Genomic DNA, 24,185 nt, shown 5'->3' on the forward strand with positions numbered 1-24,185 from the left:
ACCATACTTCTCCATAAAGTGTAAATACCTTTCAGCCTTTATACGTATATGTATTAGGATTCTATTTTCTTTACAGTCCAGCATGATACATCTTGGAATAAACACTGACGTCCATGTTGGCTTTTCTCTGGAACGACTGCTGCCCGATGCTTGTGGAGATTTATAAACAAATCAGAAGCAAGCATGTTCAGTATGCCGTTCTGTTTAAGGTTCCGGATCCGGACAGATAAGGACCGGATAATCTTATCATTACGATTTTGTTCAGTAAACTCCGGGCTTTTAGAGTGTGGAAGTCTGGGTTTTCTATAATAAATATGCTTGTTTTGAGGGGTGAATCAGTTGGCAGGTCAACTAGTTCAATATGGTCGACTACGCAAGCGTAGGACATACGCACGTATAAGTGAGGTACTGGAATTACCAAACCTTATCGAAATTCAGACTGCATCCTACCAGTGGTTTTTAGAAGAAGGTTTGAAGGAAATGTTTAAGGACATTTCTCCAATTGAAGATTTTACTGGCAATTTATCGTTGGAATTTGTGGATTACAGCTTTGGTGAACCAAAGTATCCAGTGGGTGAGGCAAAAGAGCGAGATGTCACTTATTCCGCTCCTCTACGTGTGAAAGTTCGTTTGTTAAATAACGATACAGGTGAAGTGAAAGAACAGGAAGTATTTATGGGAGATTTTCCTCTCATGACAGACACCGGTACTTTTATTATAAATGGTGCTGAACGTGTCATTGTTTCACAGTTAGTCCGTTCTCCAAGTGTGTACTTCAGTGAAAAAATCGATAAAAACGGTAAAAAAGGGTATACCACAACCGTAATCCCTAACCGTGGTGCGTGGCTGGAGTTTGAAACAGATGCGAAAGATGTTGCGCATGTACGTATTGACCGTACGCGTAAACTTCCGATCACTGTTCTGCTTCGCGCTTTAGGATTTGGAACTGATGAAGAAATTATTGATTTAATTGGCGAAAATCAATTTCTGAAAAACACCTTGGATAAGGATAACACTGAAAACAGTGAAAAGGCGCTGCTTGAAATTTACGAGCGTCTGCGTCCAGGTGAACCGCCTACTCTTGAAAGTGCAAAAAGTCTGCTGATTTCACGCTTTTTTGATCCCAAGCGTTATGACCTTGCACGTGTAGGTCGCTATAAAATGAATAAAAAGCTGCATATTAAAAACCGTTTATTTAATCAGACATTGGCTGAAACCATTGTTGATGAGGAAACGGGTGAAGTGATCGGCCGAAAAGGGGATAAAATTGATCGACCACTTCTGAATAAACTTCTGCCTTATCTGGAAGGTTCTGAGGAAAATGTGGGCGAACAGATTCTTGAACCACATGAAGGCGTTCTTGATGATCCTGTGCGCATACAGTCCATTAAGATTATGGATCCATCAGACCCTGAAGGTGAAAGAACGCTAAAGGTAACAGGTAATGCTGGTATTGATTATGATGTGAAGCATATTACCCCTGCTGATATGATTGCATCAATCAGTTATTTCTTCAACATCCTGCATGGTGTTGGAGATACAGATGATATTGACCATTTGGGTAACAGACGTTTACGTTCAGTTGGTGAACTGCTTCAAAACCAATTCCGGATTGGTTTATCCAGGATGGAAAGAGTTGTCCGTGAACGGATGTCCATTCAGGATACGAATTCTATTACACCACAGCAGCTCATTAATATTCGACCTGTTATTGCATCTATTAAAGAATTCTTTGGAAGCTCGCAGCTTTCACAGTTTATGGACCAGACGAACCCATTAGCTGAACTGACTCATAAACGACGTCTGTCAGCACTTGGACCAGGCGGACTCACCCGTGAACGCGCCGGTTTTGAAGTGCGTGACGTTCACTATTCTCACTATGGCCGTATGTGTCCGATTGAAACACCTGAGGGTCCGAACATTGGTTTGATTAACTCATTATCTTCTTATTCCAAGGTCAATGAATTCGGTTTTATTGAAACCCCTTATCGACGAGTGGATCCTGAGACAGGTAAGGTTACTGAGCAGATTGACTATTTGACAGCGGATGAAGAAGATAACTATGTAGTTGCGCAGGCAAACGCCAGCTTAGATGAAGAAGGCCGATTTGTTGAAGAAGAAGTTATTGCCCGTTTTCGAGGAGAAAACACAGTCGTCCGTCGAGATCGTATTGATTATATGGACGTATCACCAAAACAGGTGGTATCTGCGGCGACAGCTTGTATCCCATTCCTTGAAAATGATGACTCCAACCGTGCGCTTATGGGTGCAAACATGCAGCGCCAGGCTGTACCGTTGATTAATCCAAAATCACCAATTGTGGGTACTGGTATGGAATACGTTTCCGGTAAGGACTCAGGTGCTGCGGTTAGAGCCAAGCATGCCGGGGTTGTTGAGCGAGTAGAAGCTAAAGAAGTACATGTCCGTCGCATTTCCGAAGTTGATGGGAAAGAGGTAAAAGGAGATGTAGACGTTTATAAGTTCCAGAAATTCATTCGCTCCAACCAGGGAACTTGCTATAACCAGAAGCCAATTGTTGAGAACGGGGAAAGAGTAAAACAAGGTGATATTCTTGCTGATGGACCATCCATGGAGCAAGGTGAACTGGCTCTTGGTCAAAACGTACTCGTCGGCTTCATGACCTGGGATGGATACAACTATGAGGACGCTATTATTATGAGTGAGCGCCTTGTAAAAGATGATGTTTATACATCTATTCATATTGAAGAGTATGAATCAGAGGCACGTGATACGAAATTAGGGCCGGAAGAAATTACTCGTGACATTCCAAACGTAGGTGAAGATGCCCTGCGCAACCTTGATGAGCGGGGAATTATACGAGTTGGAGCTGAAGTGGGTGACGGAGATCTTTTAGTAGGTAAAGTAACTCCTAAAGGTGTTACAGAACTAACAGCCGAAGAAAGATTGCTGCATGCCATATTTGGTGAAAAAGCCCGTGAAGTACGGGATACTTCATTACGTGTTCCGCATGGCAGCGGAGGTATTGTCCTTGATGTTAAAATCTTTAACCGTGAAGACGACGATGAATTGCCTCCAGGTGTCAATCAATTAGTGCGTGTTTACATTGTTCAGAAACGTAAGATCAATGCCGGGGATAAAATGGCCGGACGTCACGGAAACAAAGGTGTTATTTCAACCATTCTTCCGGAAGAGGATATGCCATTCTTACCTGACGGAACACCTATTGATATCATGCTTAATCCACTGGGTGTGCCATCCCGTATGAATATCGGTCAGGTATTAGAATTACACCTCGGAATGGCTGCTCGTGAACTAGGTATACACGTCGCAACGCCAGTATTTGACGGTGCTTCCGACTATGACGTATGGGATACATTGGAAGAAGCAGGTCTGTCCCGGGATGCAAAAACCGTCCTTTATGACGGTCGTTCAGGGGAACCGTTTGACCACCGTGTCTCCGTTGGTGTCATGTACATGATTAAGTTGGCACATATGGTGGATGACAAACTGCACGCTCGTTCAACTGGACCATATTCCCTTGTAACTCAGCAGCCACTTGGTGGTAAAGCACAGTTCGGGGGACAGCGTTTTGGAGAGATGGAGGTTTGGGCATTAGAGGCCTATGGTGCAGCCTATACACTCCAGGAAATCCTGACTGTCAAGTCCGATGATGTTGTCGGTCGTGTGAAAACTTACGAATCTGTGGTTAAGGGAGATAATGTTCCTGAACCAGGCGTTCCAGAGTCATTCAAGGTATTAATTAAAGAATTGCAAAGTCTTGGCATGGATGTGAAGATTCTATCAAGTGATGAATCTGAGATTGAAATGCGTGATATTGAAGAAGATGATCAATCTGCTGAACAATTGAATGTAGATATGGAACAACGTGAAGACGCAAATTGATAAAAGGTAAACTAGCGAAAATCCGGATAATCTAAGGGAGGTAGGCCCTTTGCTAGATGTAAATAATTTTGAATACATGAAGATAGGTTTAGCCGCACCTGAAAAAATTCGTTCCTGGTCTTATGGTGAGGTTAAAAAACCAGAAACCATTAATTACCGTACGTTAAAGCCGGAAAAAGACGGTTTATTCTGTGAACGTATTTTCGGCCCTCAAAAAGATTGGGAATGTCATTGCGGGAAGTATAAGCGGGTGCGTTATAAAGGGATTGTTTGTGACCGTTGTGGAGTCGAAGTTACAAAATCCAAAGTACGAAGAGAGCGTATGGGGCATATTGAATTAGCTGCCCCTGTCTCTCACATTTGGTATTTTAAGGGAATTCCAAGCCGTATGGGTCTGGTACTTGATATGTCCCCACGTGCGCTTGAGGAAGTCATTTACTTTGCGGCTTATATCGTAACTGATGTTGGTGACACACCACTTGAAAAGAAGCAATTGCTGTCCGAAAGAGAATATCGTCAATACCGGGATAAATATGGGGCAACATTCCAGGCTCAAATGGGAGCTGAAGCCATCCGCAAGCTTCTTCAGGATGTTCATTTAGACGAAGAAGTTGATATGCTGAAGGAAGAGCTGAAAACGGCTCAGGGTCAGCGCAGAACTCGTGCCATTAAGCGCCTGGAGGTACTTGAGTCCTTCCGTAATTCCGGCAATGATCCGTCATGGATGGTGTTAGATGTATTACCAATCATACCTCCAGAACTTCGACCAATGGTTCAACTGGACGGCGGCCGCTTTGCTACATCCGATCTGAACGATTTATACCGTCGTGTGATTAACCGTAACAACCGTTTGAAGCGTTTGTTGGACTTAGGTGCACCAACGATTATCGTTCAAAATGAAAAACGTATGCTTCAGGAAGCTGTAGATGCCCTGATTGATAATGGACGCAGAGGCCGTCCGGTTACAGGACCGGGAAATCGTCCGCTGAAATCCTTATCTCATATGTTAAAAGGTAAGCAGGGTCGTTTCCGTCAGAACTTACTTGGTAAGCGTGTAGACTATTCTGGCCGTTCCGTAATTGCGGTTGGTCCGAGCCTTAAGATGTACCAATGTGGTCTGCCGAAAGAAATGGCTATTGAATTATTCAAGCCATTCGTTATGAAAGAGCTTGTTGACCGTGGTATTGCTCATAATATTAAATCAGCAAAACGTAAAATTGAACGGCTGCATCCGGAGATTTGGGATGTTCTTGAAGAAGTCATTAAGGAACATCCAGTGTTATTAAACCGTGCACCAACCTTGCACAGGCTTGGTATCCAGGCATTCGAACCGACGTTGGTTGAAGGTCGTGCGATTCGTCTTCACCCATTAGTCTGTACAGCATATAATGCAGACTTTGACGGTGACCAAATGGCTGTGCACGTTCCATTATCTGCGGAAGCACAGGCGGAGTCCCGTATTCTGATGCTTGCTGCTCAGAACATCTTGAATCCTAAAGATGGAAAACCAGTTGTTACACCATCACAGGATATGGTATTAGGGAACTATTATTTAACTCTTGAGAGAAAAAATGCTGTTGGTGAAGGGAAGGTATTTAAAGACTTAGACGAAGCATTAATGGCTTATCGAAACGGCTATGTACACCTTCACACGCGTGTTGCTGTAGATGCCGGGTCTTTAAACAACAAAACTTTTACAGAAGAACAAAACGGCATGCTGCTTCTGACTACTGTCGGTAAACTGATCTTTAATAATATGCTGCCAAATGCATTCCCTTATCTGAATGAGCCGACAGCAGATAACTTAGAGGTAAAAACGCCTGAAAAATACTTTATTGCTAAGGGCACAAACGTACCTGAAGAAATCGCCCAACGCGAAGTTATTCCTCCATTTAAGAAAGGTATTCTGGGAGATATCATTGCGGAGGTCTTTAAACGCTATAAGATTACAGAAACATCCAAGATGCTAGACAGAATGAAGGACTTAGGCTTTGAGTACTCGACGAAGGCGGGTATTACTGTCGGTGTATCTGATATCGTTGTTCTTTCTGAAAAGCAGGAAATCCTGGATGAGGCACAGGAAAAAATCGATAAAGTTGTTAAACAGTTCCGCCGAGGCTTAATCACCGGTGAGGAACGTTATGATCGCGTGGTCGCTATCTGGACGGAAGCAAAAGATAATATTCAGGATAAACTGATGCAGTCTCTTGAATCGACAAACCCAATCTTTATGATGAGTGATTCCGGTGCACGTGGTAACGCATCAAACTTCACTCAGCTTGCAGGTATGCGTGGTCTGATGGCCAATCCATCCGGTCGAATTATCGAACTTCCGATCAAATCCAGTTTCCGTGAAGGACTGACTGTACTTGAGTACTTTATTTCAACACACGGTGCCCGTAAAGGTCTTGCGGATACCGCGCTTAAGACAGCTGACTCCGGATACTTGACACGTCGTCTTGTAGATGTTGCACAGGATGTAATTGTTCGTGAAGATGACTGTGGTACCGACCGTGGTATGTTCGTCAGTGCCTTAAAAGAAGGGGACGAAATTATCGTTCCATTAATCGATCGTCTTATCGGACGTACAGCCTTTAAGACTCACCGTCACCCTGAGACCGGTGAAGTTCTTCTTCGTCGTAATCAATACATTACAGAAGACAAAGCAAAAGAGATTGTTAATGCAGGTATTGAGGAAGTTTATATTCGTTCCGTATTCACATGTAATACAAAACATGGGGTATGTAAGGAATGTTATGGACGTAACCTTGCTACAGGTTCAGAAGTTGAAGTGGGAGAAGCAGTGGGAATCATTGCAGCTCAATCCATCGGGGAACCAGGTACACAGCTTACAATGCGTACCTTCCACACTGGTGGGGTAGCAGGAGACGATATCACACAAGGTCTTCCGCGTATTCAGGAATTGTTTGAAGCAAGAAATCCTAAAGGTCAGGCCGTAATCAGCGAAATATTTGGTACGGTTGAGAACATTAATGAAGTAAAAGATAAACTTGAAATTGTTGTACAGGGTGAAGTAGAAAGCAAGACCTATAATGTGCCTTACAACGCACGACTAAAAGTAACTACAGGAGATAAAGTCGAAGCAGGTCAGCCGTTAACAGAAGGTTCTATTGATCCTAAAGAGCTTCTGAAGGTTAGCGGTACAAAAGCGGTTCAGAAGTATATTCTGAAAGAGGTTCAGAAAGTTTACCGTATGCAGGGTGTTGAAATCTCTGATAAGCACATTGAAGTTATGACACGTCAGATGTTTAGAAAGGTTCGTGTCGTTGAATCTGGTGAAACAGATGTACTTCCAGGATCACTGCTGGAAACATTCCAATTCAGAGATGCTAATACGAAGGCGCTTAGAGATGGAGAAAATCCTGCTGTAGGTAAGCCAGTCATTTTAGGTATTACCAAAGCATCCCTTGAAACGGATTCATTCTTATCAGCCGCATCCTTCCAGGAAACAACAAGGGTACTGACAGATGCAGCTATCAAAGGAAAACGGGATGAACTATTAGGCTTGAAAGAAAATGTGATTATTGGTAAACTTGTTCCTGCTGGTACCGGAATGAACCGTTACCGCAGCATAGATATGAAAAAGAACGTTGAACCTGAAGTTGTTTCAGAGGAAGTCAACGAACAAATAACAACACAGTAATCAATGTTAAATAGGTAAATAGAGCACCTTGGATGATATGAAAATCAAGGTTGACTTTCATAATCTAGAGTGATAATATATTCAAGGTGCTTCTATTTAGCCCTGTTGCTTTGGAGGATGCATATGTCTTATGAAAAAGTAGCACAGGATAAATCGAAAGCAGTAATAGGTACAAAACAGACAATGAAGGCTTTAAAGAGCGACCAGGTTTCAGAGGTATTCGTTGCAGAAGATGCTGAACGAAAAGTAACTGATAGGGTAGTACGCCTGGCTGAAGATTTAAAGACACCCGTCGTTTATGTGGATTCCATGAAGCAATTGGGAAAAGCATGCGGGATTGATGTTGGTGCAGCTACCGTCGCAATAAAGAAATAAAGCTCTGGCGATTATGTGATCGTTAAGACTTTGTTTTTTTGCCTTTTTATGAACCACCTGGATGTGTGGTATTACAAAACGGCGAATGAAGGGAGGAAAACTAAGATGCCAACTATTAACCAATTAGTACGTAAAGGTCGTACAACCAGAACTGGAAAGTCAGACTCTCCAGCACTAAACAAAGGATATAATAGTCATAAAAAGAAAATGACTGACCAATCCTCACCACAAAAACGTGGCGTGTGTACACGTGTTGGAACACTAACACCTAAGAAACCGAACTCAGCACTTCGTAAATATGCACGTGTTCGTTTAACAAATGGAATTGAAGTTAGTGCTTACATTCCTGGTATTGGTCATAACTTGCAAGAGCACAGTGTTGTATTAATTCGTGGTGGTCGTGTTAAAGACTTGCCAGGTGTGCGTTACCATGTTGTACGTGGTGCTCTTGATACTGCAGGAGTTGAAGGTCGTCAGCAAGGTCGTTCCAAATACGGCACAAAGAGACCTAAGAAATAACTTTTATACAAACCAGAATAATTGAACAGAATGAAAGGAGGGGAACGTATGCCTCGTAAAGGTCCAGTGGCAAAACGTGACGTACTGCCAGATCCGATTTATAATTCTAAACTCGTAACACGTTTGATTAACCAGATTATGGTTGACGGTAAACGTGGAACAGCACAAAAGATTTTGTACAAAGCGTTCGAACTAGTTAATGAACGCAGCGGACAAGATGCTATGGAAGTATTTGAAGAAGCGATGAAAAACGTAATGCCTGTGCTTGAAGTTCGTGCCCGTCGTGTTGGTGGTTCAAACTATCAGGTACCAGTTGAGGTTCGTCCGGAACGTCGTCAGGCATTAGGTCTTCGTCATATTGTCCTATACTCCCGCCAACGCGGTGAGAAGACGATGGAAGAACGTCTTGCAAACGAAATTCTTGATGCATCCAACAACACAGGTGCAGCAGTAAAAAGACGTGAAGATATGCACAAAATGGCAGAAGCCAATAAAGCATTTGCTCATTATCGCTGGTAATGACATTCATTCTACAAAACTATACTCTAGGAAGGAGAAAAGTTCATGGCTAGAGAGTTCTCCTTGGAAAGAACACGTAATATTGGGATAATGGCCCATATTGATGCCGGTAAAACAACCGCAACTGAACGTATTCTTTTCTATACAGGACGTATCCATAAAATTGGGGAAACTCACGAAGGTGCTTCCCAAATGGACTGGATGGATCAGGAGCAGGAACGCGGAATTACCATTACTTCCGCTGCAACAACTGCTCAGTGGAAAGATCACCGTATCAATATCATTGATACACCAGGACACGTGGACTTCACGGTAGAAGTTGAACGTTCATTGCGTGTTTTGGATGGCTCCGTGGCCGTACTGGATGCGCAATCCGGAGTGGAGCCGCAGACAGAAACGGTTTGGCGTCAGGCTACAACCTATCATGTACCGCGTGTTGTGTTTGTTAACAAAATGGATAAAGTAGGGGCGGACTTCCTATACTCAGTAAGCACCCTGCATGATCGTTTAGGTGCAAACGCACAAGCGGTTCAACTTCCTATCGGTGCCGAAGATGAATTTGAAGGTATTATTGATTTAGTCACCATGCAGGCATTCTATTACATGGATGACCTCGGTACTCGTACAGAATCAAGACCTATTCCTGATGAATACAAGGAGCAGGCAGAAGAATATCGCGCCAAATTAGTGGAATCTGTAGCTGAATTGGATGAGGACCTCATGATGAAGTATCTTGAAGGTGAAGAGATTACGAATGAGGAACTTAAACAAGCAATTCGTACAGCTACACTAAACGTTGAATTCTATCCTGTACTAGTAGGTTCTGCCTTCAAAAACAAAGGGGTTCAATTACTGATTGATGCAGTTATTGACTATCTGCCATCTCCATTAGATGTACCTCCAATTGAAGGTAAAGACAGAGAAACAGAGGAAGAGGTTGTTCGTAAGGCGGATGACAATGAGCCATTCTCAGCTCTTGCCTTTAAGGTAATGTCAGACCCATATGTTGGTAAGCTTACATTCTTCCGGGTATATTCAGGAACGTTGAGCTCTGGTTCTTATATCCAGAACTCAACGAAAGATAAGCGTGAACGTGTAGGACGTATTCTGCAAATGCATGCAAACTCCCGTGAAGAAATTTCAACGGTTTATGCCGGTGATATTGCTGCTGCTGTTGGTTTAAAAGATACAGGTACTGGTGATACTCTGGTTGCAGAGAAAAGTAATATTATTCTTGAATCCATGGAATTCCCAGAGCCGGTTATCTCTGTGGCCATCGAGCCAAAATCAAAAGCAGACCAGGATAAAATGTCCGTTGCCTTGGGTAAATTAGCTGAAGAGGATCCAACCTTTAAGGCTGAAACCAATACAGAGACGGGTCAGACCATTATCTCTGGTATGGGTGAGCTTCACCTTGATATTATCGTTGACCGCTTGAAGCGTGAATTTAAAGTGGAAGCAAACATTGGTTCACCACAGGTTGCTTACCGCGAAACCTTCCGTGCACCTGCCGAAGTTGAAGGTAAATTTGTTCGACAATCCGGTGGACGTGGACAATATGGTCACGTTTGGGTTAAATTCGAACCAAATGATGAAGGTGCAGGATATGAGTTCGTCGATAAAATTGTCGGAGGGGTTGTTCCTCGTGAATACATTCCATCCGTCGATCAGGGAATTCAGGAAGCTCTTGAAAATGGAGTTCTTGCAGGATACCCTCTTATCGATGTAAAAGCTACTTTATATGATGGTTCCTACCACGACGTTGACTCTAACGAGATGGCGTTTAAAGTAGCAGCTTCAATGGCTGTTCGTGAGGCGAAAAACAAATGTAACCCGGTTCTTCTTGAGCCAATGATGAAAGTGGAAATTGTGATTCCTGAAGAATACATGGGTGACATTATGGGTGATGTTACATCCCGTCGTGGACGCGTTGAAGGTATGGAAGGACGTGGAAACGCACAGGTAGTAAATGCCTTTGTTCCACTATCAGAAATGTTTGGTTATGCAACGTCACTACGTTCCAACACACAAGGACGTGGAACGTACACTATGCACTTCAGTCACTATGAAGAGGTGCCAAAATCTATTTCTGATGAAATTATTAAAAAAAATAATGGATGATAATTGATTTTTTCATCCTCATCCATTATAAATGAAGTTAGAGGCTTGGGAGTGTGTGTAAGTCTCTATGATCCGCACTTCCAAGTAAACTATATAAATTCTATCCATAGGAAACAATTATTTATTTAAGGAGGAAATATAAATGGGTAAAGAAAAATTTGATCGTTCCAAATCGCACATTAACATTGGAACTATTGGTCACGTTGACCATGGTAAAACTACTTTAACTGCAGCTATCACTACTGCTCTTTACAACAAGACAGGTACTGGTGAAGCAATGGCTTATGACACTATCGACGGTGCTCCAGAAGAGCGTGAACGTGGAATCACAATCTCTACTGCACACGTTGAGTATGAAACAGATACTCGTCACTATGCACACGTTGACTGCCCAGGTCACGCTGACTATGTTAAAAACATGATCACTGGTGCAGCACAAATGGATGGTGCGATTCTTGTTGTTTCTGCAGCTGATGGTCCAATGCCACAAACTCGTGAGCACATTCTTCTATCCCGTCAGGTTGGTGTGCCAGCGATTGTTGTATTCCTAAACAAAGTTGACATGGTAGACGACGAAGAGCTATTAGAACTAGTAGAAATGGAAGTACGTGATCTTCTATCTGAATACGACTTCCCTGGTGATGACATTCCAGTAGTTGCCGGTTCAGCTCTTAAAGCTCTTGAAGGTGAAGAAGAGTATGTAAACAAAATCTTTGAACTTATGGATGCTGTTGATGAGTACATTCCAGCTCCAGACCGTGACACTGATAAGCCATTCATGATGCCAGTTGAGGACGTATTCTCCATCACTGGTCGTGGTACAGTTGCAACAGGTCGTGTTGAGCGTGGACAAGTAAAAGTAGGTGACGATGTAGAAATCATCGGACTTGCTGAAGAATCCTCCAAAACAACTGTAACTGGTGTTGAGATGTTCCGTAAGCTTCTTGACTACGCTGAAGCTGGTGACAACATTGGTGCACTTCTACGTGGTGTAGCCCGTGAAGAAGTAAACCGTGGCCAAGTTTTAGCTAAGCCTGGTTCCATCACACCACACACAAAGTTTAAAGCAGAGGTTTATGTACTATCTAAAGATGAAGGTGGACGTCACACTCCATTCTTCTCTAACTACCGTCCACAGTTCTACTTCCGTACAACAGACGTAACTGGTGTTATCCAGCTGCCTGAAGGAGTAGAAATGGTTATGCCTGGCGATAACGTAGAAATGGATGTTGAGCTTATTTCTCCAATCGCTATCGAAGACGGTACGAAATTCTCTATCCGTGAAGGCGGACGTACTGTAGGCGCTGGTGTTGTTTCTACAATTGAAAAGTAATGAATAAGGATTTGCAAAAAGGAGCTATCTCAATGAATGAGATAGCTCCTTTTTTTGTTGGATGATTGATATAAATTCGGGAATATGGAAAACTTGTATTGATCTTGAAGGACAAAGAAGATAGAAGAATATAAAGGATATATTAAAAAAACAACTTACTAAAAAGTTCATTATACATATGGTGAATGACCTTGAATCGCAATCGTGTTACAATATAACCTTCATCAGTTGAAAAAAAGACAACTCTCATTAATGCAAAACCCTTTGGTTAAATAAGATATGTATCACAACTCAGAAGGAAAATTATACCATATGCATCTGTATGTTGAAATCCGATGAATATGTATGTATAATAAATCAAGTGTCAATCATGCATAAAGAATGAATTCATGGTTGCAAACCGCCTTTATTTTCTATATAATAAGAAATGTTGGCTATAAAGGCGATGATGCGAAAGGTTGCCGAAACACCCGGCCCCTTTGCCATGGCGGGTGGTTGGGAAATTTTCGCGGAGTATGTCTATTCAAAATGGGCGAAAAGGAGGGAAAGTAATGGCAAAAGAAAAGATTCGTATTCGTTTGAAAGCATATGATCACAGAATTTTGGATCAATCAGCTGTAAAAATCGTGGACACAGCGAAGCGTTCTGGTGCTAATGTTTCAGGGCCAATTCCGCTTCCAACAGAAAGATCGGTTTACACAGTTCTTCGTGCTGTACACAAGTATAAGGATGCTCGTGAGCAATTTGAAATGCGCACACATAAGCGTTTAATTGATATTGTAAACCCAACTCCTCAGACGGTTGATTCACTAATGCGTTTGGATCTTCCATCTGGCGTGGATATTGAAATAAAACTATAAAAAATATGATTGAAAAATAGGAGGTGTAACGGATGGCGAAAGGAATCTTAGGTCGAAAAATTGGCATGACTCAACTTTTCTCTGAAGAAGGAGAAATGGTTCCTGTAACAGTCGTTCAAGCTGAACCTAACGTAGTTTTACAAACAAAGACTGTTGAAAACGATGGTTATGAAGCTGTTCAATTGGGAATTGCCGATAAAAAAGAAGTTCGATCAAATAAACCTGAAAAGGGTCATGCTGAAAAAGCAAATACAAACCCTAAGCGCTACGTTCGCGAAATCCGTAATACAAATCTTGACGACTATGAAGTGGGTCAAGAAGTGAAAGTGAATGTTTTTGAACCTGGAGAAAAAATTGATGTAACAGGTACTTCCAAAGGCAAAGGGTTCCAAGGTGCAATTAAGCGGCACAACCAGGCTCGCGGACCAATGACACACGGTTCTCATTATCACAGAAGCCCAGGTGCAATGGGGGCTATTGACCCTATGCACGTATTTAAAGGGAAAAAGCTTCCTGGTCAAATGGGTGGAAACACTGTTACAATTCAAAACCTTGAAGTAGTCAAAGTAGATGAAGAAAACAATCTACTACTTATTAAAGGTAATGTGCCAGGTGCCAAAAAATCTTACGTAACGATCACAAGTGCGGTAAAGGCGTAGAAGACTATTAAATGAAGGGAGGATATGTCATGCCTAAAGTAGCACTATACAAGCAAGATGGCTCAAAAGCTGGAGATGTAGAACTAGTAGAAGCTGTCTTTGGAATTGAACCAAACACTCACGTATTACATGAAGCGGTTCAGACACAGCAAGCTTCTTTGCGTCAAGGTACGCATAAAGTGAAGAATCGTTCTGAAGTTAGTGGCGGAGGTCGTAAGCCATGGCGTCAAAAAGGAACAGGACGTGCGCGCCAAGGTTCTATCCGTTCACCACAATGGGTAGGTGGAGGAACTGTTTTCGGTCCTACACCGCGCAGTTACAGCTATAAGCTTCCTAAAAAGGTTCGCCGTTTAGCGTTAAGATCTGCACTTTCTTCTAAAGTAAAAGAAGAGAGTATTTATGTGTTAGATAACCTTTCTTTTGATGCACCAAAAACAAAAGAAGTTGTTAAAATGCTAGAAGGTTTAAACGTTCCGGAAGATACGTTGATAGTAACTGCTGACAGTGATGAAAATGTTGAGCGTTCAGCTAATAACATCCAAGGTGTTAAAGTGCTGACAGTTGAGCAGGTAAACGTACTTGACCTGTTAACTCACGACAAGTTAGTGATTACGAAGGATGCAGCCGAAAAAGCAGGGGAGGTGCTCGCATAATGAAAGATCCACGCGATATTATAAAGCGCCCTGTCATTACGGAGGATTCAGCCGACTTGATGATTGACAAGAAATACACTTTTGAAGTTGATTCAAAAGCAAATAAAACAGAAATCAAAAATGCGGTTGAAGTAATTTTTGGTGTTCAAGTAGATAAAGTGAACACATTGAATCAAAAAGGTAAATTCAGAAGAATGGGACGTTACGGTGGATATCGTCCAAATCGTAAAAAGGCTGTTGTGCAGCTTACAGAAGACAGTAAAGAATTGGACTTCTTTGAAGGTGTATAAGCCGAACAATTGAAACTAAAGGAGGGAAATAGAGATGGCGATTAAAAAATTCAAACCAACATCAAACGGTCGTCGTAATATGTCTGCATCAGATTTTGCTGAAATTACGACGAACAAACCTGAAAAAACCTTGCTTGCACCACTAAGTAAAAGAGCAGGTCGTAACAATCAGGGGCGTTTGACCACTCGTCATCAAGGTGGCGGTCATAAGCGTAAATACCGTATTATTGACTTCAAGCGTGATAAAGATGGTATACCAGGACGCGTTGCCACTGTAGAATATGATCCAAACCGTTCTGCAAACATTGCACTTATTCATTATGCAGATGGTGAAAAGCGATATATCCTAGCACCTAAAGGTCTTAAAGTAGGCGATGAGATTCAATCAGGTCAAGGTGCTGACATTAAAACAGGTAATGCTTTAGAGCTTAAAGACATCCCTGTTGGTACAATTATTCACAACGTAGAATTAAAGCCTGGCCGTGGCGGACAGCTTGTTCGTTCAGCAGGAGCACAGGCGCAAATCCTTGGTAGAGAAGGGAAGTATGTATTAGTACGTCTTGCATCCGGTGAGACACGCATGATCTTATCTTCCTGCCGTGCAACTGTAGGTCAAGTTGGAAACATTGAGCACGAACTTATTACTGTAGGTAAAGCTGGACGTACTCGCTGGCAAGGTAAGCGTCCAACAGTACGTGGTTCTGTTATGAACCCAGTTGATCACCCTCACGGTGGTGGTGAAGGTCGCGCACCAGTCGGACTTCCATCTCCAATGTCACCATGGGGCAAACCTACGCTTGGACTTAAGACTCGTAAACGTAACAAACCATCTGATAAATATATTGTACGTAGACGTAAGAAAAAATAGCGGGATTGAAAGGCGCTGCGTTTAAGTCTATCAATCGCGAAGGGAGGTTTACTGATGGGTCGTAGTTTGAAAAAAGGACCTTTCGTGGATGATCATTTAATGAAAAAAGTTGAGAATCTGAACGAATCTAATAAAAAGCAAGTCGTTAAAACATGGTCTCGTCGTTCTACCATCTTTCCTAACTTTGTAGGACACACCATTGCGGTATATGATGGACGCAAACATGTACCTGTTTATGTTACGGAAGATATGGTCGGTCATAAATTAGGTGAATTCGCACCTACACGCACATTTAAAGGCCATGCCGGCGACGATAAAAAAACAAAACGCTAATGAGAGGAGGCACACAAGATGCAAGCTAAAGCCGTTGCAAAAACTGTTCGTATCGCTCCTCGTAAGGCTCGCTTAGTGGTTGACTTAATTCGAGGAAAAGAAGTTGGCGAAGCTTTTGCTATTTTAAATCATACAAACCGTGCGGCTTCTCCAATCGTAGAAAAAGTGTTAAAATCTGCTGTTGCGAACGCAGAGCACAATTATGAATTGGATCCTGATAACCTGGTTATTTCAGAAGCATTTGTAAATGAGGGTGTTACGTTGAAACGTTTCCGTCCTCGTGCACAAGGTCGCGCAACCCAAATCAATAAACGCACTAGCCATATTACGGTTACTGTATCAGAAAAGAAGGAGGGATAATCTGTGGGTCAAAAAGTTAATCCTGTAGGTCTGCGAGTAGGCGTTATTCGCGACTGGGAATCAAAATGGTACGCAGGAAATGATTATTCAGATCTATTGCATGAAGATATTAAAATTCGTGAATATATTGAAAACCGCCTGAGTGATGCTGCCCTTTCCTCTGTTGAGATCGAACGTGCAGCAAGCCGTATCAATATTACCGTTCACACAGCTAAGCCAGGAATGGTAATCGGTAAAGGTGGTTCTGAAGTAGAAGCACTTCGTAAATCATTAAACAACCTTACAGGTAAGAAGGTTCATATCAACATTGTTGAAGTTAAGAAACCAGAGCTTGATGCAACTCTAGTTGCAGATAACATTGCTCGTCAATTGGAAAATCGTGTTTCATTCCGTCGTGTACAAAAGCAGGCCATTCAAAGAGCTATGCGTGCAGGCGCTAAAGGAATCAGAACTCAAGTATCAGGTCGTCTTGGCGGTGCTGATATTGCTCGTGTTGAAGATTACAGCGAAGGTACTGTACCACTTCACACGCTTCGTGCAGACATTGATTATGGAACTGCAGAAGCCGACACTACTTACGGTAAACTAGGTGTTAAAGTGTGGATTTATCGTGGTGAAGTCCTTCCAACGAAGAATGAAGATTAAGGAAGGGGGAAAAGCAAAATGTTAATGCCTAAACGTGTTAAATATCGTAAACAATTTCGTGGTAACCTGAAAGGTCGCGCTAAAGGTGGTACGAGTGTTTCTTTCGGTGAATACGGACTTCAGGCGGTTGATGGTGCATGGATTACCAGTCGTCAAATCGAAGCAGCCCGTATTGCTATGACTCGTTACATGAAGCGTGGAGGTAAAGTCTGGATTAAGATTTTCCCGGATAAGCCAAAAACTGCTAAGCCACTTGAAGTTCGAATGGGTTCCGGTAAAGGTGCTCCTGAAGGATGGGTAGCAGTTGTAAAACCTGGTAAGATCATGTTTGAAGTTGCAGGTGTTTCTGAAGAAGTTGCTCGCGAAGCATTACGTCTTGCTTCTCACAAACTGCCGATTAAAACCAAATTTGTAAAACGTGAAGAAATTGGTGGTGAAAATAATGAAGGCTAATGAAATAAGAGATTTAACCACTGCCGAAATTGAACAAAAAGTTAAGTCTTTAAAAGAAGAGCTCTTCAATTTGCGTTTCCAACTGGCTACCGGACAGCTTGAAAACACTGCCCGTATCCGGGAAGTTCGTAAATCAATTGCTCGTATGAAGACCGTTGTACGTGAAAGAGAACTCGCCGAGTAATTTCAATATTTGAGAGGAGGTATACCTCGATGAGCGAACGTAACAATCGTAAAGTTTACACTGGTCGTGTTATATCCGACAAAATGGATAAAACCATCACAGTATTAGTTGAGACTTATAAATTCCATTCCCTATATGGAAAACGTGTTAAGTATTCTAAGAAGTTCAAAGCTCATGATGAAAACAATCAAGCTAAAAAAGGCGACGTTGTAACCATCATGGAAACTCGACCACTTTCAGCTACAAAACGTTTTCGTTTAGTTGAAGTTGTTGAAGAAGCGGTTATTATATAAGGTTTCAGAAGCTATAACGCATTTTGAAGGGAGGTCACACCGCTATGATCCAACAGGAAAGTCGTTTAAAAGTTGCGGATAACTCTGGTGCTCGTGAAGTTTCCACGATTAAAGTATTAGGTGGCTCAGGCCGCAAAACTGCGAATATCGGTGATGTTATTGTTTGTTCCGTAAAGCAGGCAACACCAGGTGGCGTTGTCAAAAAGGGTGAAGTAGTCAAAGCTGTTATTGTCCGTTCAAAAAGCGGAGTGCGTCGTAAAGATGGTTCCTATATCCGTTTTGACGAAAATGCTGCCGTAATCATTCGTGATGATAAAGGCCCGCGAGGAACACGTATTTTCGGACCTGTAGCTCGTGAATTACGTGATAATAAATTTATGAAAATTGTATCTCTAGCTCCAGAAGTTCTATAAAGAACTTAATTACGAAAAGCCTTGTAAGGAGGTGCGCGAGTCATGCATGTGAAAAAAGGTGACAAAGTTATGGTTATCTCAGGTAAGGATAAAGGCAAACAAGGAACTGTTTTACAGGCTTTCCCTAAGAAAGATCGTGTTTTAGTGGAAGGCGTAAATCAGGTGAAAAAGCACGCTAAGCCTTCTCAGGATAATCCGCAGGGCGGTATTTTAACTCAGGAAGCTGCTATTCATGTTTCAAACGTTATGCCAATTGATCCAAAATCCGGTGAACCAACACGTGTTGGTTATAGTGAAGTAGATGGTAAAAAAGTACGTATTGCAAAAAAATCCGGTGAACCATTAGATAAATAAGTCTAACGGCGAAAGGAGGGCTTAAAAAATGAGCGAACTTAAATCAAAGTATCGAAATGAAATTATTCCATCCTTAATGGAAAAGTTTAATTATGATTCTGTTATGGAAGTGCCACAAATCGAAAAGATTGTAATCAACATGGGTGTTGGTGACGCTGTTCAGAACGCAAAAGCACTGGATAATGCAGTAGAAGAGCTGACCCTTATTTCAGGTCAAAAGCCAGTCGTAACACGTGCGAAAAATTCAATCGCCGGTTTCCGTCTGCGTGAAGGTATGCCTATTGGTGCAAAAGTAACTCTACGTGGAAATCGTATGTATGAGTTTCTACAAAAGCTTATTGACGTTTCTCTTCCACGTGTGCGTGACTTCCGCGGGGTTTCCAACAAAGCCTTTGATGGTCGTGGAAACTACACATTAGGCGTAAAAGAGCAACTGATCTTCCCTGAAATTGATTACGATAAAGTAGATAAAGTACGTGGTATGGATATTGTGATTGTTTCAAGTGCCAATACTGATGAAGAAGCTCGAGAACTTCTAACTCAGTTCGGTATGCCATTCAGAAAATAGATCCTATGTAAAGGAGGTTCATTCATGGCCAAGAAATCAATGATCGCGAAGCAAAAGCGCCAGCAGAAGTTTAAAGTCCGCGAATATACCCGTTGTGAAAGATGTGGACGTCCACATTCCGTTATTCGTAAATTTAAACTTTGCCGTATTTGTTTCCGTGAATTAGCCTATAAAGGTCAAATTCCAGGCGTCAAAAAAGCTAGTTGGTAAACCCCAATAGGGAAGGAGGTAATATAAAATGACTATGACAGATCCAATTGCAGATATGCTAACTCGTATTCGTAACGCAAACATGGTACGTCATGAAAAACTGGAAGTCCCTGCTTCTAAACTAAAACAGGAAATTGCAGATATCTTAAAGCGTGAAGGATTTATTCGCGACTATGAATTTGTAAGTGACGACAAACAAGGAATCATTCGTCTGTTCCTTAAGTACGGACCTAACAATGAACGTGTAATTACGGGTCTTAAGAAAATCAGTAAGCCTGGTCTTCGTGTTTATGCCAAAGCAGACGAACTCCCACGTGTTCTTAACGGACTAGGTGTAGCAGTTGTATCCACATCAAACGGTGTTTTAACCGATAAAGAAGCTCGTCAGCAAGCAGTTGGTGGCGAAGTACTCGCTTATATTTGGTAATCCATTACGACAGGAGGTGTAGAGAATGTCTCGTATAGGCTTTAAACCAGTTGAGATTCCTGAAGGGGTAGAAGTGAACGTTAACGACGGTAAAATTGAAGTTAAAGGGCCAAAAGGTGAATTGGTTCGTTCTTTTAACCCTGACATGAATATTAAGATTGAAGATAACGTTCTAACTGTAGAACGTCCTAGCGAAAGCAAGGAGCACCGTTCTTTGCATGGAACAACACGCAGCTTAATCAGCAATATGGTTGAAGGTGTTTCCAAAGGATTCGAAAAAGCTTTGGAAATCACAGGTGTTGGTTACCGTGCACAAAAACAAGGTGACAAAATCGTTGTTAATGCCGGATATTCACATCCAGTGGAGATCGAACCTATTGAAGGCATTGATATCGAAGTTCCATCGAATACCAGAATCGTTGTAAAAGGTATTGATAAAGAAAAAGTTGGTGCTGTAGCAGCTAATCTTCGTGCGATCCGTCCACCTGAGCCTTATAAAGGTAAAGGAATTCGTTATGAGGGCGAATATGTACGTCGTAAAGAAGGTAAGACAGCTAAATAATGTTCATGTAAGGACAGAAAGGAGTGACCCAAATGATCGCAAAGAAGGACAAAAACGCTGTGCGTAAAAAGCGCCACAGTCGTATGCGTCGAAATTTATTCGGTACAGAATCCCGCCCACGTTTAAATGTGTATCGTTCAAATAAACACATTTATGCACAGCTAATCGATGACATTAATGGTGTTACAGTTGCAAGTGCATCAACTGTGGATAAAGAATTTGACCTTGACACAACAGGCAATGTTGAAGCTGCCCAGAAGGTTGGCGAACTAGTTGCTAAGCGTGCTTTGGATAAAGGCTTCAAATCAATCGTATTTGATCGCGGAGGTTACTTATATCACGGACGTGTAAAGGCATTAGCTGATAGTGCTCGTGAAACAGGTCTTGAATTTTAATCGTAAAAAGGAGGGAAATTGATGCGTACTAATATCGATCCAAACAAATTGGATATTGAAGAACGTGTAGTTACGGTCAACCGAGTAGCGAAAGTTGTGAAAGGTGGACGTCGTTTCCGTTTTACAGCTCTAGTTGTTGTGGGAGATAAAAATGGCCATGTAGGTTTTGGAACAGGAAAAGCGCAAGAGGTTCCTGAGGCTATCCGAAAGGCTATTGAAGACGGTAAGAAAAACCTGATTGAGGTGCCAATCGTAGGTACCACTATTCCGCATGAGATTCATGGTGAATTCAGTGCCGGAAACATTCTTCTAAAACCTGCTGCTGAAGGTACAGGAGTTATTGCTGGCGGACCTGTTCGTGCAGTATTAGAACTTGCTGGTATTGGCGACATTCTATCGAAATCTCTAGGATCCAACACACCAATTAACATGGTTCAAGCAACAATTAACGGCCTAAACAATCTTAAACGTGCTGAAGATGTTGCAAAACTTCGTGGCAAATCAGTAGAAGAATTGCAAGGATAAGGAGGGAAAAAACATGGCCAATAAAATAGAAGTTACCCTCACTAGAAGTTTAATTGGGAGACCAGAAGATCAGCGTGAGACAGTAAAAGCGTTAGGTCTTAAGAAAATCAATCAAAAAGTTGTTCATGATGACTCACCAGCCATTCGCGGAATGGTAGATAAAGTGTCCCATCTTGTAGCAGTTAAAGAAGCGTAATGTAAAATAGCTTAAGAGGAGGTGCAACCATGAAACTACATGAGTTAAAGTCTGAAGAAGGTACTCGTAAAAAACGTAATCGTGTAGGACGCGGAATGTCTTCAGGTAATGGTAAGACATCCGGACGTGGCCACAAAGGACAAAAAGCCCGTTCAGGCGGCGGTACTCGTCCAGGCTTTGAAGGTGGTCAGATGCCATTGTTCCAACGCCTTCCAAAACGTGGTTTTACAAACATTCATCGTAAAGAGTATGCAGTTGTAAACCTAGAAGCACTTAACCGTTTTGAGGATGGTACAGAGGTAACTCCAGAATTGTTGATTGAATCAGGAGTTGTGAGCAAGCTAAAAGCTGGAGTTAAGGTACTTGCAAAAGGTAATCTTGAAAAGAAATTAACTGTTAAAGCTCACAAGTTCTCTGCTTCAGCTAAGGAAGCGATCGAAGCGGCGGGCGGTCAAACTGAGGTGATTTAATGTTCCGTACTCTCTCCAATTTTATGCGCGTAGCTGATATTAGGCGGAAAATATTATATACCTTAATGGCACTGTTTATTTTCCGCTTAGGTACTTTTATACCTGTTCCATTTACCGATAAGGATGCCATTGACTTTATGAACCAATCCAATGTATTTGGCTTTTTGGATACATTCGGAGGGGGAGCTTTAAGTCAATTTTCCATTTTTGCTATGGGGATCATGCCTTACATTACGGCATCCATTGTTGTTCAGTTACTGCAAATGGATGTCGTCCCTAAATTTACAGAGTGGAAAAAGCAAGGTGAAATGGGACGAAAGAAATTAGCACAAGTAACCCGATATGGTACAGTTGGTCTGGCGTTCGTTCAGGCAATTGGGATGTCGGTTGGCTTTAATGCTATGACTGGCGGTCAATTAATTTCAGATCCTGGTCCATTAAAGTTTGTGATGATTGCTATCGTTCTTACTGGTGGTACTACTTTCCTTATGTGGCTGGGTGAACAAATCACGGCCAATGGGGTGGGGAACGGTATATCAATCCTGATTTTTGCAGGTATTGTAGCTGCTATTCCAACAGGTGTTAACCAGTTGTATGAACAATATATCACAGATGCTGGTGATCAGTTATTTATTAATCTGGTTATTCTGGCACTGATAGTACTTGTTATTCTTGCTGTTGTCGTAGGAGTAATCTTCATTCAGCAGGCATTACGTAAAATTCCTGTACAATATGCAAAACGTCTTGTAAATCGTTCACCGGTTGGCGGACAGTCTACACACTTGCCTTTAAAGGTTAATGCTGCAGGAGTTATCCCTGTCATTTTTGCCATTTCATTCATTATTGCACCCCGAACTGTGGCGCAATTTTTTGATGGAGATGTTGCAAGCTTTATTGAGCGTGTGTTTAACTATGAAGAACCAATTGGTATGTTGATTTATGTTACGTTAATTATTGCATTTACGTACTTCTATACATTTGTGCAGGTGAATCCTGAGCAAATGGCTGAAAACCTTAAGAAACAAGGTGGATATGTACCGGGTATTCGTCCTGGTAAAAATACCGAGACGTATCTTACTCGTGTAATGTACCGACTGACTTTTGTTGGTTCGATCTTTCTTGCATCAGTATCGGTACTGCCAATTATTTTAGGTTCGTTAGCAGGTCTTCCATCTGCAGTTCAAATTGGCGGAACCAGCTTACTCATTGTTGTCAGTGTAGGACTTGAAACGATGAAACAACTGGAAAGTCAATTGGTTAAACGCCATTATAAAGGGTTTATTAAATAACTGAAGCTTGTGTAACAAACAGCTTTGAACGGTAAACGAGAGCGAGGGGAAAAGCATGAATTTAATTTTAATGGGTCTGCCAGGTGCCGGAAAAGGTACGCAAGCAGAGAAAATTGTTGATAAGTATGGAATCCCTCATATCTCAACAGGAGATATGTTCCGCTCAGCTATTAAAGAAGGTACTGATTTAGGCAAACAGGCGAAGTCATTCATGGATAAAGGTGAACTTGTCCCAGATGAGGTAACCATTGGTATTGTTCGTGAGCGTTTAGGTAAGCCTGATTGTAAGAATGGATTTTTATTGGATGGTTTTCCAAGAACGATTGCTCAGGCAGAAGCACTTGAAAATCTATTGAATGATATGAATTCCAAGCTTGACTACGTACTTCATATTGATGTACCTAAGGAAAAGCTTGTTGATCGTCTGACGGGTCGTCGCATCTGTCCGAAGTGCGGGGCAACCTATCATGTTGAATTTAACCCTCCTGAAGTTGATGGAAAATGTGATGTGGATGGGGAAGCGTTAATTCAGCGTGAAGATGATCAGCCTGATACCGTTAAAAATCGTCTGGAAGTAAATATGAGCCAGGCAGAGCCATTGTTAAACTTCTATGATGAAAAAGGTTATCTTGTAACTATTGATGGTGATCGGGATATTGATCAGGTATTTTCTGATATTGATGATAAACTTGGAAAGATTTCTTCATAATCATTTGCAAAACTCCCTGTGAAATTGTTATGATTCGAGAGTCCTTTATTTTC

The 24,185-nt window shown here is 41.9% G+C and carries 30 protein-coding genes; all 30 read left to right on the forward strand.

Annotated elements, in window-relative coordinates; genetic code table 11:
• Positions 1 to 339: 339 nt before the first annotated feature.
• The 30 genes from rpoB to ABD006_RS17220 all read left to right on the forward strand — a co-directional run bounded on the left by rpoB (position 340) and on the right by ABD006_RS17220 (position 24,132).
• The gene (rpoB, locus tag ABD006_RS17075) at positions 340 to 3,885 is read left to right on the forward strand and encodes a DNA-directed RNA polymerase subunit beta (protein ID WP_343843745.1); all 3,546 of its coding nucleotides are present in this window, start codon (positions 340 to 342) and stop codon (positions 3,883 to 3,885) included.
• A gap of 49 nt (positions 3,886 to 3,934) precedes the next feature.
• Positions 3,935 to 7,549 carry a DNA-directed RNA polymerase subunit beta' gene (gene rpoC / locus ABD006_RS17080; protein WP_343843748.1) on the forward strand — a complete coding sequence of 1,205 codons (3,615 nt, stop codon included), beginning with the start codon at positions 3,935 to 3,937 and terminating at the stop codon, positions 7,547 to 7,549.
• A gap of 123 nt (positions 7,550 to 7,672) precedes the next feature.
• Positions 7,673 to 7,924 carry a 50S ribosomal protein L7ae-like protein gene (locus ABD006_RS17085; protein WP_343843751.1) on the forward strand — a complete coding sequence of 84 codons (252 nt, stop codon included), beginning with the start codon at positions 7,673 to 7,675 and terminating at the stop codon, positions 7,922 to 7,924.
• A 105-nt stretch (positions 7,925 to 8,029) separates the two neighbouring features.
• Positions 8,030 to 8,443: a 30S ribosomal protein S12 gene (gene rpsL, locus ABD006_RS17090; RefSeq protein ID WP_343843754.1), complete on the forward strand. Its 414-nt coding sequence runs from the start codon at positions 8,030 to 8,032 to the stop codon at positions 8,441 to 8,443.
• A 48-nt stretch (positions 8,444 to 8,491) separates the two neighbouring features.
• A complete protein-coding gene (rpsG, locus tag ABD006_RS17095) occupies positions 8,492 to 8,962 on the forward strand; it encodes a 30S ribosomal protein S7 (RefSeq protein WP_044153359.1) in 471 nt (156 codons plus the stop codon).
• A gap of 45 nt (positions 8,963 to 9,007) precedes the next feature.
• Positions 9,008 to 11,083, forward strand: a complete 2,076-nt coding sequence (fusA, locus tag ABD006_RS17100; protein WP_343843757.1) for an elongation factor G — start codon at positions 9,008 to 9,010, stop codon at positions 11,081 to 11,083.
• A 142-nt stretch (positions 11,084 to 11,225) separates the two neighbouring features.
• Positions 11,226 to 12,416 (forward strand): elongation factor Tu, encoded by a 1,191-nt coding sequence (tuf, locus tag ABD006_RS17105; RefSeq protein ID WP_343843759.1) that lies wholly within the window; start codon positions 11,226 to 11,228, stop codon positions 12,414 to 12,416.
• Between the two features lie 551 nt (positions 12,417 to 12,967).
• Positions 12,968 to 13,276 (forward strand): 30S ribosomal protein S10, encoded by a 309-nt coding sequence (rpsJ, locus tag ABD006_RS17110; RefSeq protein ID WP_044153356.1) that lies wholly within the window; start codon positions 12,968 to 12,970, stop codon positions 13,274 to 13,276.
• 32 nt (positions 13,277 to 13,308) lie between these two features.
• Positions 13,309 to 13,935 carry a 50S ribosomal protein L3 gene (gene rplC / locus ABD006_RS17115; RefSeq protein WP_343843763.1) on the forward strand — a complete coding sequence of 209 codons (627 nt, stop codon included), beginning with the start codon at positions 13,309 to 13,311 and terminating at the stop codon, positions 13,933 to 13,935.
• A gap of 29 nt (positions 13,936 to 13,964) precedes the next feature.
• On the forward strand, positions 13,965 to 14,588 hold the full coding sequence (gene rplD / locus ABD006_RS17120) for a 50S ribosomal protein L4 (protein WP_343843766.1): 624 nt from the start codon (positions 13,965 to 13,967) through the stop codon (positions 14,586 to 14,588).
• Complete coding sequence (rplW, locus tag ABD006_RS17125; protein ID WP_343843769.1) at positions 14,588 to 14,878, forward strand: 50S ribosomal protein L23; 291 nt, start codon at positions 14,588 to 14,590, stop codon at positions 14,876 to 14,878. The genes rplD and rplW overlap by 1 nt, the downstream gene beginning before the upstream one ends.
• A gap of 34 nt (positions 14,879 to 14,912) precedes the next feature.
• Positions 14,913 to 15,746 (forward strand): 50S ribosomal protein L2, encoded by an 834-nt coding sequence (gene rplB / locus ABD006_RS17130; protein WP_343843772.1) that lies wholly within the window; start codon positions 14,913 to 14,915, stop codon positions 15,744 to 15,746.
• Between the two features lie 54 nt (positions 15,747 to 15,800).
• Positions 15,801 to 16,079, forward strand: coding sequence for a 30S ribosomal protein S19 (rpsS, locus tag ABD006_RS17135; protein WP_044153351.1), 279 nt, complete (start codon positions 15,801 to 15,803; stop codon positions 16,077 to 16,079).
• Positions 16,080 to 16,097: 18 nt separating this feature from the next.
• A complete protein-coding gene (gene rplV / locus ABD006_RS17140) occupies positions 16,098 to 16,439 on the forward strand; it encodes a 50S ribosomal protein L22 (RefSeq protein ID WP_044153350.1) in 342 nt (113 codons plus the stop codon).
• Between the two features lie 3 nt (positions 16,440 to 16,442).
• Positions 16,443 to 17,084, forward strand: a complete 642-nt coding sequence (gene rpsC / locus ABD006_RS17145; protein ID WP_343843777.1) for a 30S ribosomal protein S3 — start codon at positions 16,443 to 16,445, stop codon at positions 17,082 to 17,084.
• Positions 17,085 to 17,102: 18 nt separating this feature from the next.
• Positions 17,103 to 17,537 carry a 50S ribosomal protein L16 gene (rplP, locus tag ABD006_RS17150; RefSeq protein WP_044153348.1) on the forward strand — a complete coding sequence of 145 codons (435 nt, stop codon included), beginning with the start codon at positions 17,103 to 17,105 and terminating at the stop codon, positions 17,535 to 17,537.
• Positions 17,527 to 17,721 carry a 50S ribosomal protein L29 gene (gene rpmC, locus ABD006_RS17155; RefSeq protein WP_044153347.1) on the forward strand — a complete coding sequence of 65 codons (195 nt, stop codon included), beginning with the start codon at positions 17,527 to 17,529 and terminating at the stop codon, positions 17,719 to 17,721. Before rplP ends, rpmC begins: the two co-directional genes overlap by 11 nt.
• Before the next feature lie 29 nt (positions 17,722 to 17,750).
• Positions 17,751 to 18,014 (forward strand): 30S ribosomal protein S17, encoded by a 264-nt coding sequence (rpsQ, locus tag ABD006_RS17160; RefSeq protein WP_343843783.1) that lies wholly within the window; start codon positions 17,751 to 17,753, stop codon positions 18,012 to 18,014.
• A 44-nt stretch (positions 18,015 to 18,058) separates the two neighbouring features.
• Positions 18,059 to 18,427 carry a 50S ribosomal protein L14 gene (gene rplN / locus ABD006_RS17165; protein WP_044153345.1) on the forward strand — a complete coding sequence of 123 codons (369 nt, stop codon included), beginning with the start codon at positions 18,059 to 18,061 and terminating at the stop codon, positions 18,425 to 18,427.
• A gap of 42 nt (positions 18,428 to 18,469) precedes the next feature.
• Entirely contained in the window at positions 18,470 to 18,781 is a 312-nt protein-coding gene (gene rplX, locus ABD006_RS17170; RefSeq protein ID WP_343843788.1) for a 50S ribosomal protein L24, read from the forward strand.
• A 28-nt stretch (positions 18,782 to 18,809) separates the two neighbouring features.
• The gene (gene rplE, locus ABD006_RS17175; protein WP_343843791.1) at positions 18,810 to 19,349 is read left to right on the forward strand and encodes a 50S ribosomal protein L5; all 540 of its coding nucleotides are present in this window, start codon (positions 18,810 to 18,812) and stop codon (positions 19,347 to 19,349) included.
• A 24-nt stretch (positions 19,350 to 19,373) separates the two neighbouring features.
• On the forward strand, positions 19,374 to 19,559 hold the full coding sequence (locus ABD006_RS17180; RefSeq protein ID WP_044153340.1) for a type Z 30S ribosomal protein S14: 186 nt from the start codon (positions 19,374 to 19,376) through the stop codon (positions 19,557 to 19,559).
• A 28-nt stretch (positions 19,560 to 19,587) separates the two neighbouring features.
• The gene (gene rpsH, locus ABD006_RS17185; protein ID WP_044153338.1) at positions 19,588 to 19,986 is read left to right on the forward strand and encodes a 30S ribosomal protein S8; all 399 of its coding nucleotides are present in this window, start codon (positions 19,588 to 19,590) and stop codon (positions 19,984 to 19,986) included.
• A gap of 25 nt (positions 19,987 to 20,011) precedes the next feature.
• Positions 20,012 to 20,548: a 50S ribosomal protein L6 gene (rplF, locus tag ABD006_RS17190; protein WP_343843795.1), complete on the forward strand. Its 537-nt coding sequence runs from the start codon at positions 20,012 to 20,014 to the stop codon at positions 20,546 to 20,548.
• 32 nt (positions 20,549 to 20,580) lie between these two features.
• Positions 20,581 to 20,943 carry a 50S ribosomal protein L18 gene (gene rplR / locus ABD006_RS17195; protein WP_044153334.1) on the forward strand — a complete coding sequence of 121 codons (363 nt, stop codon included), beginning with the start codon at positions 20,581 to 20,583 and terminating at the stop codon, positions 20,941 to 20,943.
• Between the two features lie 21 nt (positions 20,944 to 20,964).
• A complete protein-coding gene (rpsE, locus tag ABD006_RS17200) occupies positions 20,965 to 21,468 on the forward strand; it encodes a 30S ribosomal protein S5 (protein WP_343843798.1) in 504 nt (167 codons plus the stop codon).
• A 13-nt stretch (positions 21,469 to 21,481) separates the two neighbouring features.
• Positions 21,482 to 21,664, forward strand: a complete 183-nt coding sequence (gene rpmD / locus ABD006_RS17205) for a 50S ribosomal protein L30 (protein ID WP_044153329.1) — start codon at positions 21,482 to 21,484, stop codon at positions 21,662 to 21,664.
• A gap of 29 nt (positions 21,665 to 21,693) precedes the next feature.
• The gene (gene rplO / locus ABD006_RS17210; RefSeq protein ID WP_044153321.1) at positions 21,694 to 22,134 is read left to right on the forward strand and encodes a 50S ribosomal protein L15; all 441 of its coding nucleotides are present in this window, start codon (positions 21,694 to 21,696) and stop codon (positions 22,132 to 22,134) included.
• Positions 22,134 to 23,423 carry a preprotein translocase subunit SecY gene (gene secY / locus ABD006_RS17215; protein WP_343843803.1) on the forward strand — a complete coding sequence of 430 codons (1,290 nt, stop codon included), beginning with the start codon at positions 22,134 to 22,136 and terminating at the stop codon, positions 23,421 to 23,423. The genes rplO and secY overlap by 1 nt, the downstream gene beginning before the upstream one ends.
• Positions 23,424 to 23,478: 55 nt before the next feature.
• A complete protein-coding gene (locus ABD006_RS17220; protein WP_343843806.1) occupies positions 23,479 to 24,132 on the forward strand; it encodes an adenylate kinase in 654 nt (217 codons plus the stop codon).
• The last annotated feature ends 53 nt before the right edge of the window (positions 24,133 to 24,185 follow it).

Source organism: Salinibacillus aidingensis, assembly GCF_039522525.1.
GTDB classification, from domain to species: Bacteria; Bacillota; Bacilli; order Bacillales; family Alkalibacillaceae; genus Salinibacillus; species Salinibacillus aidingensis.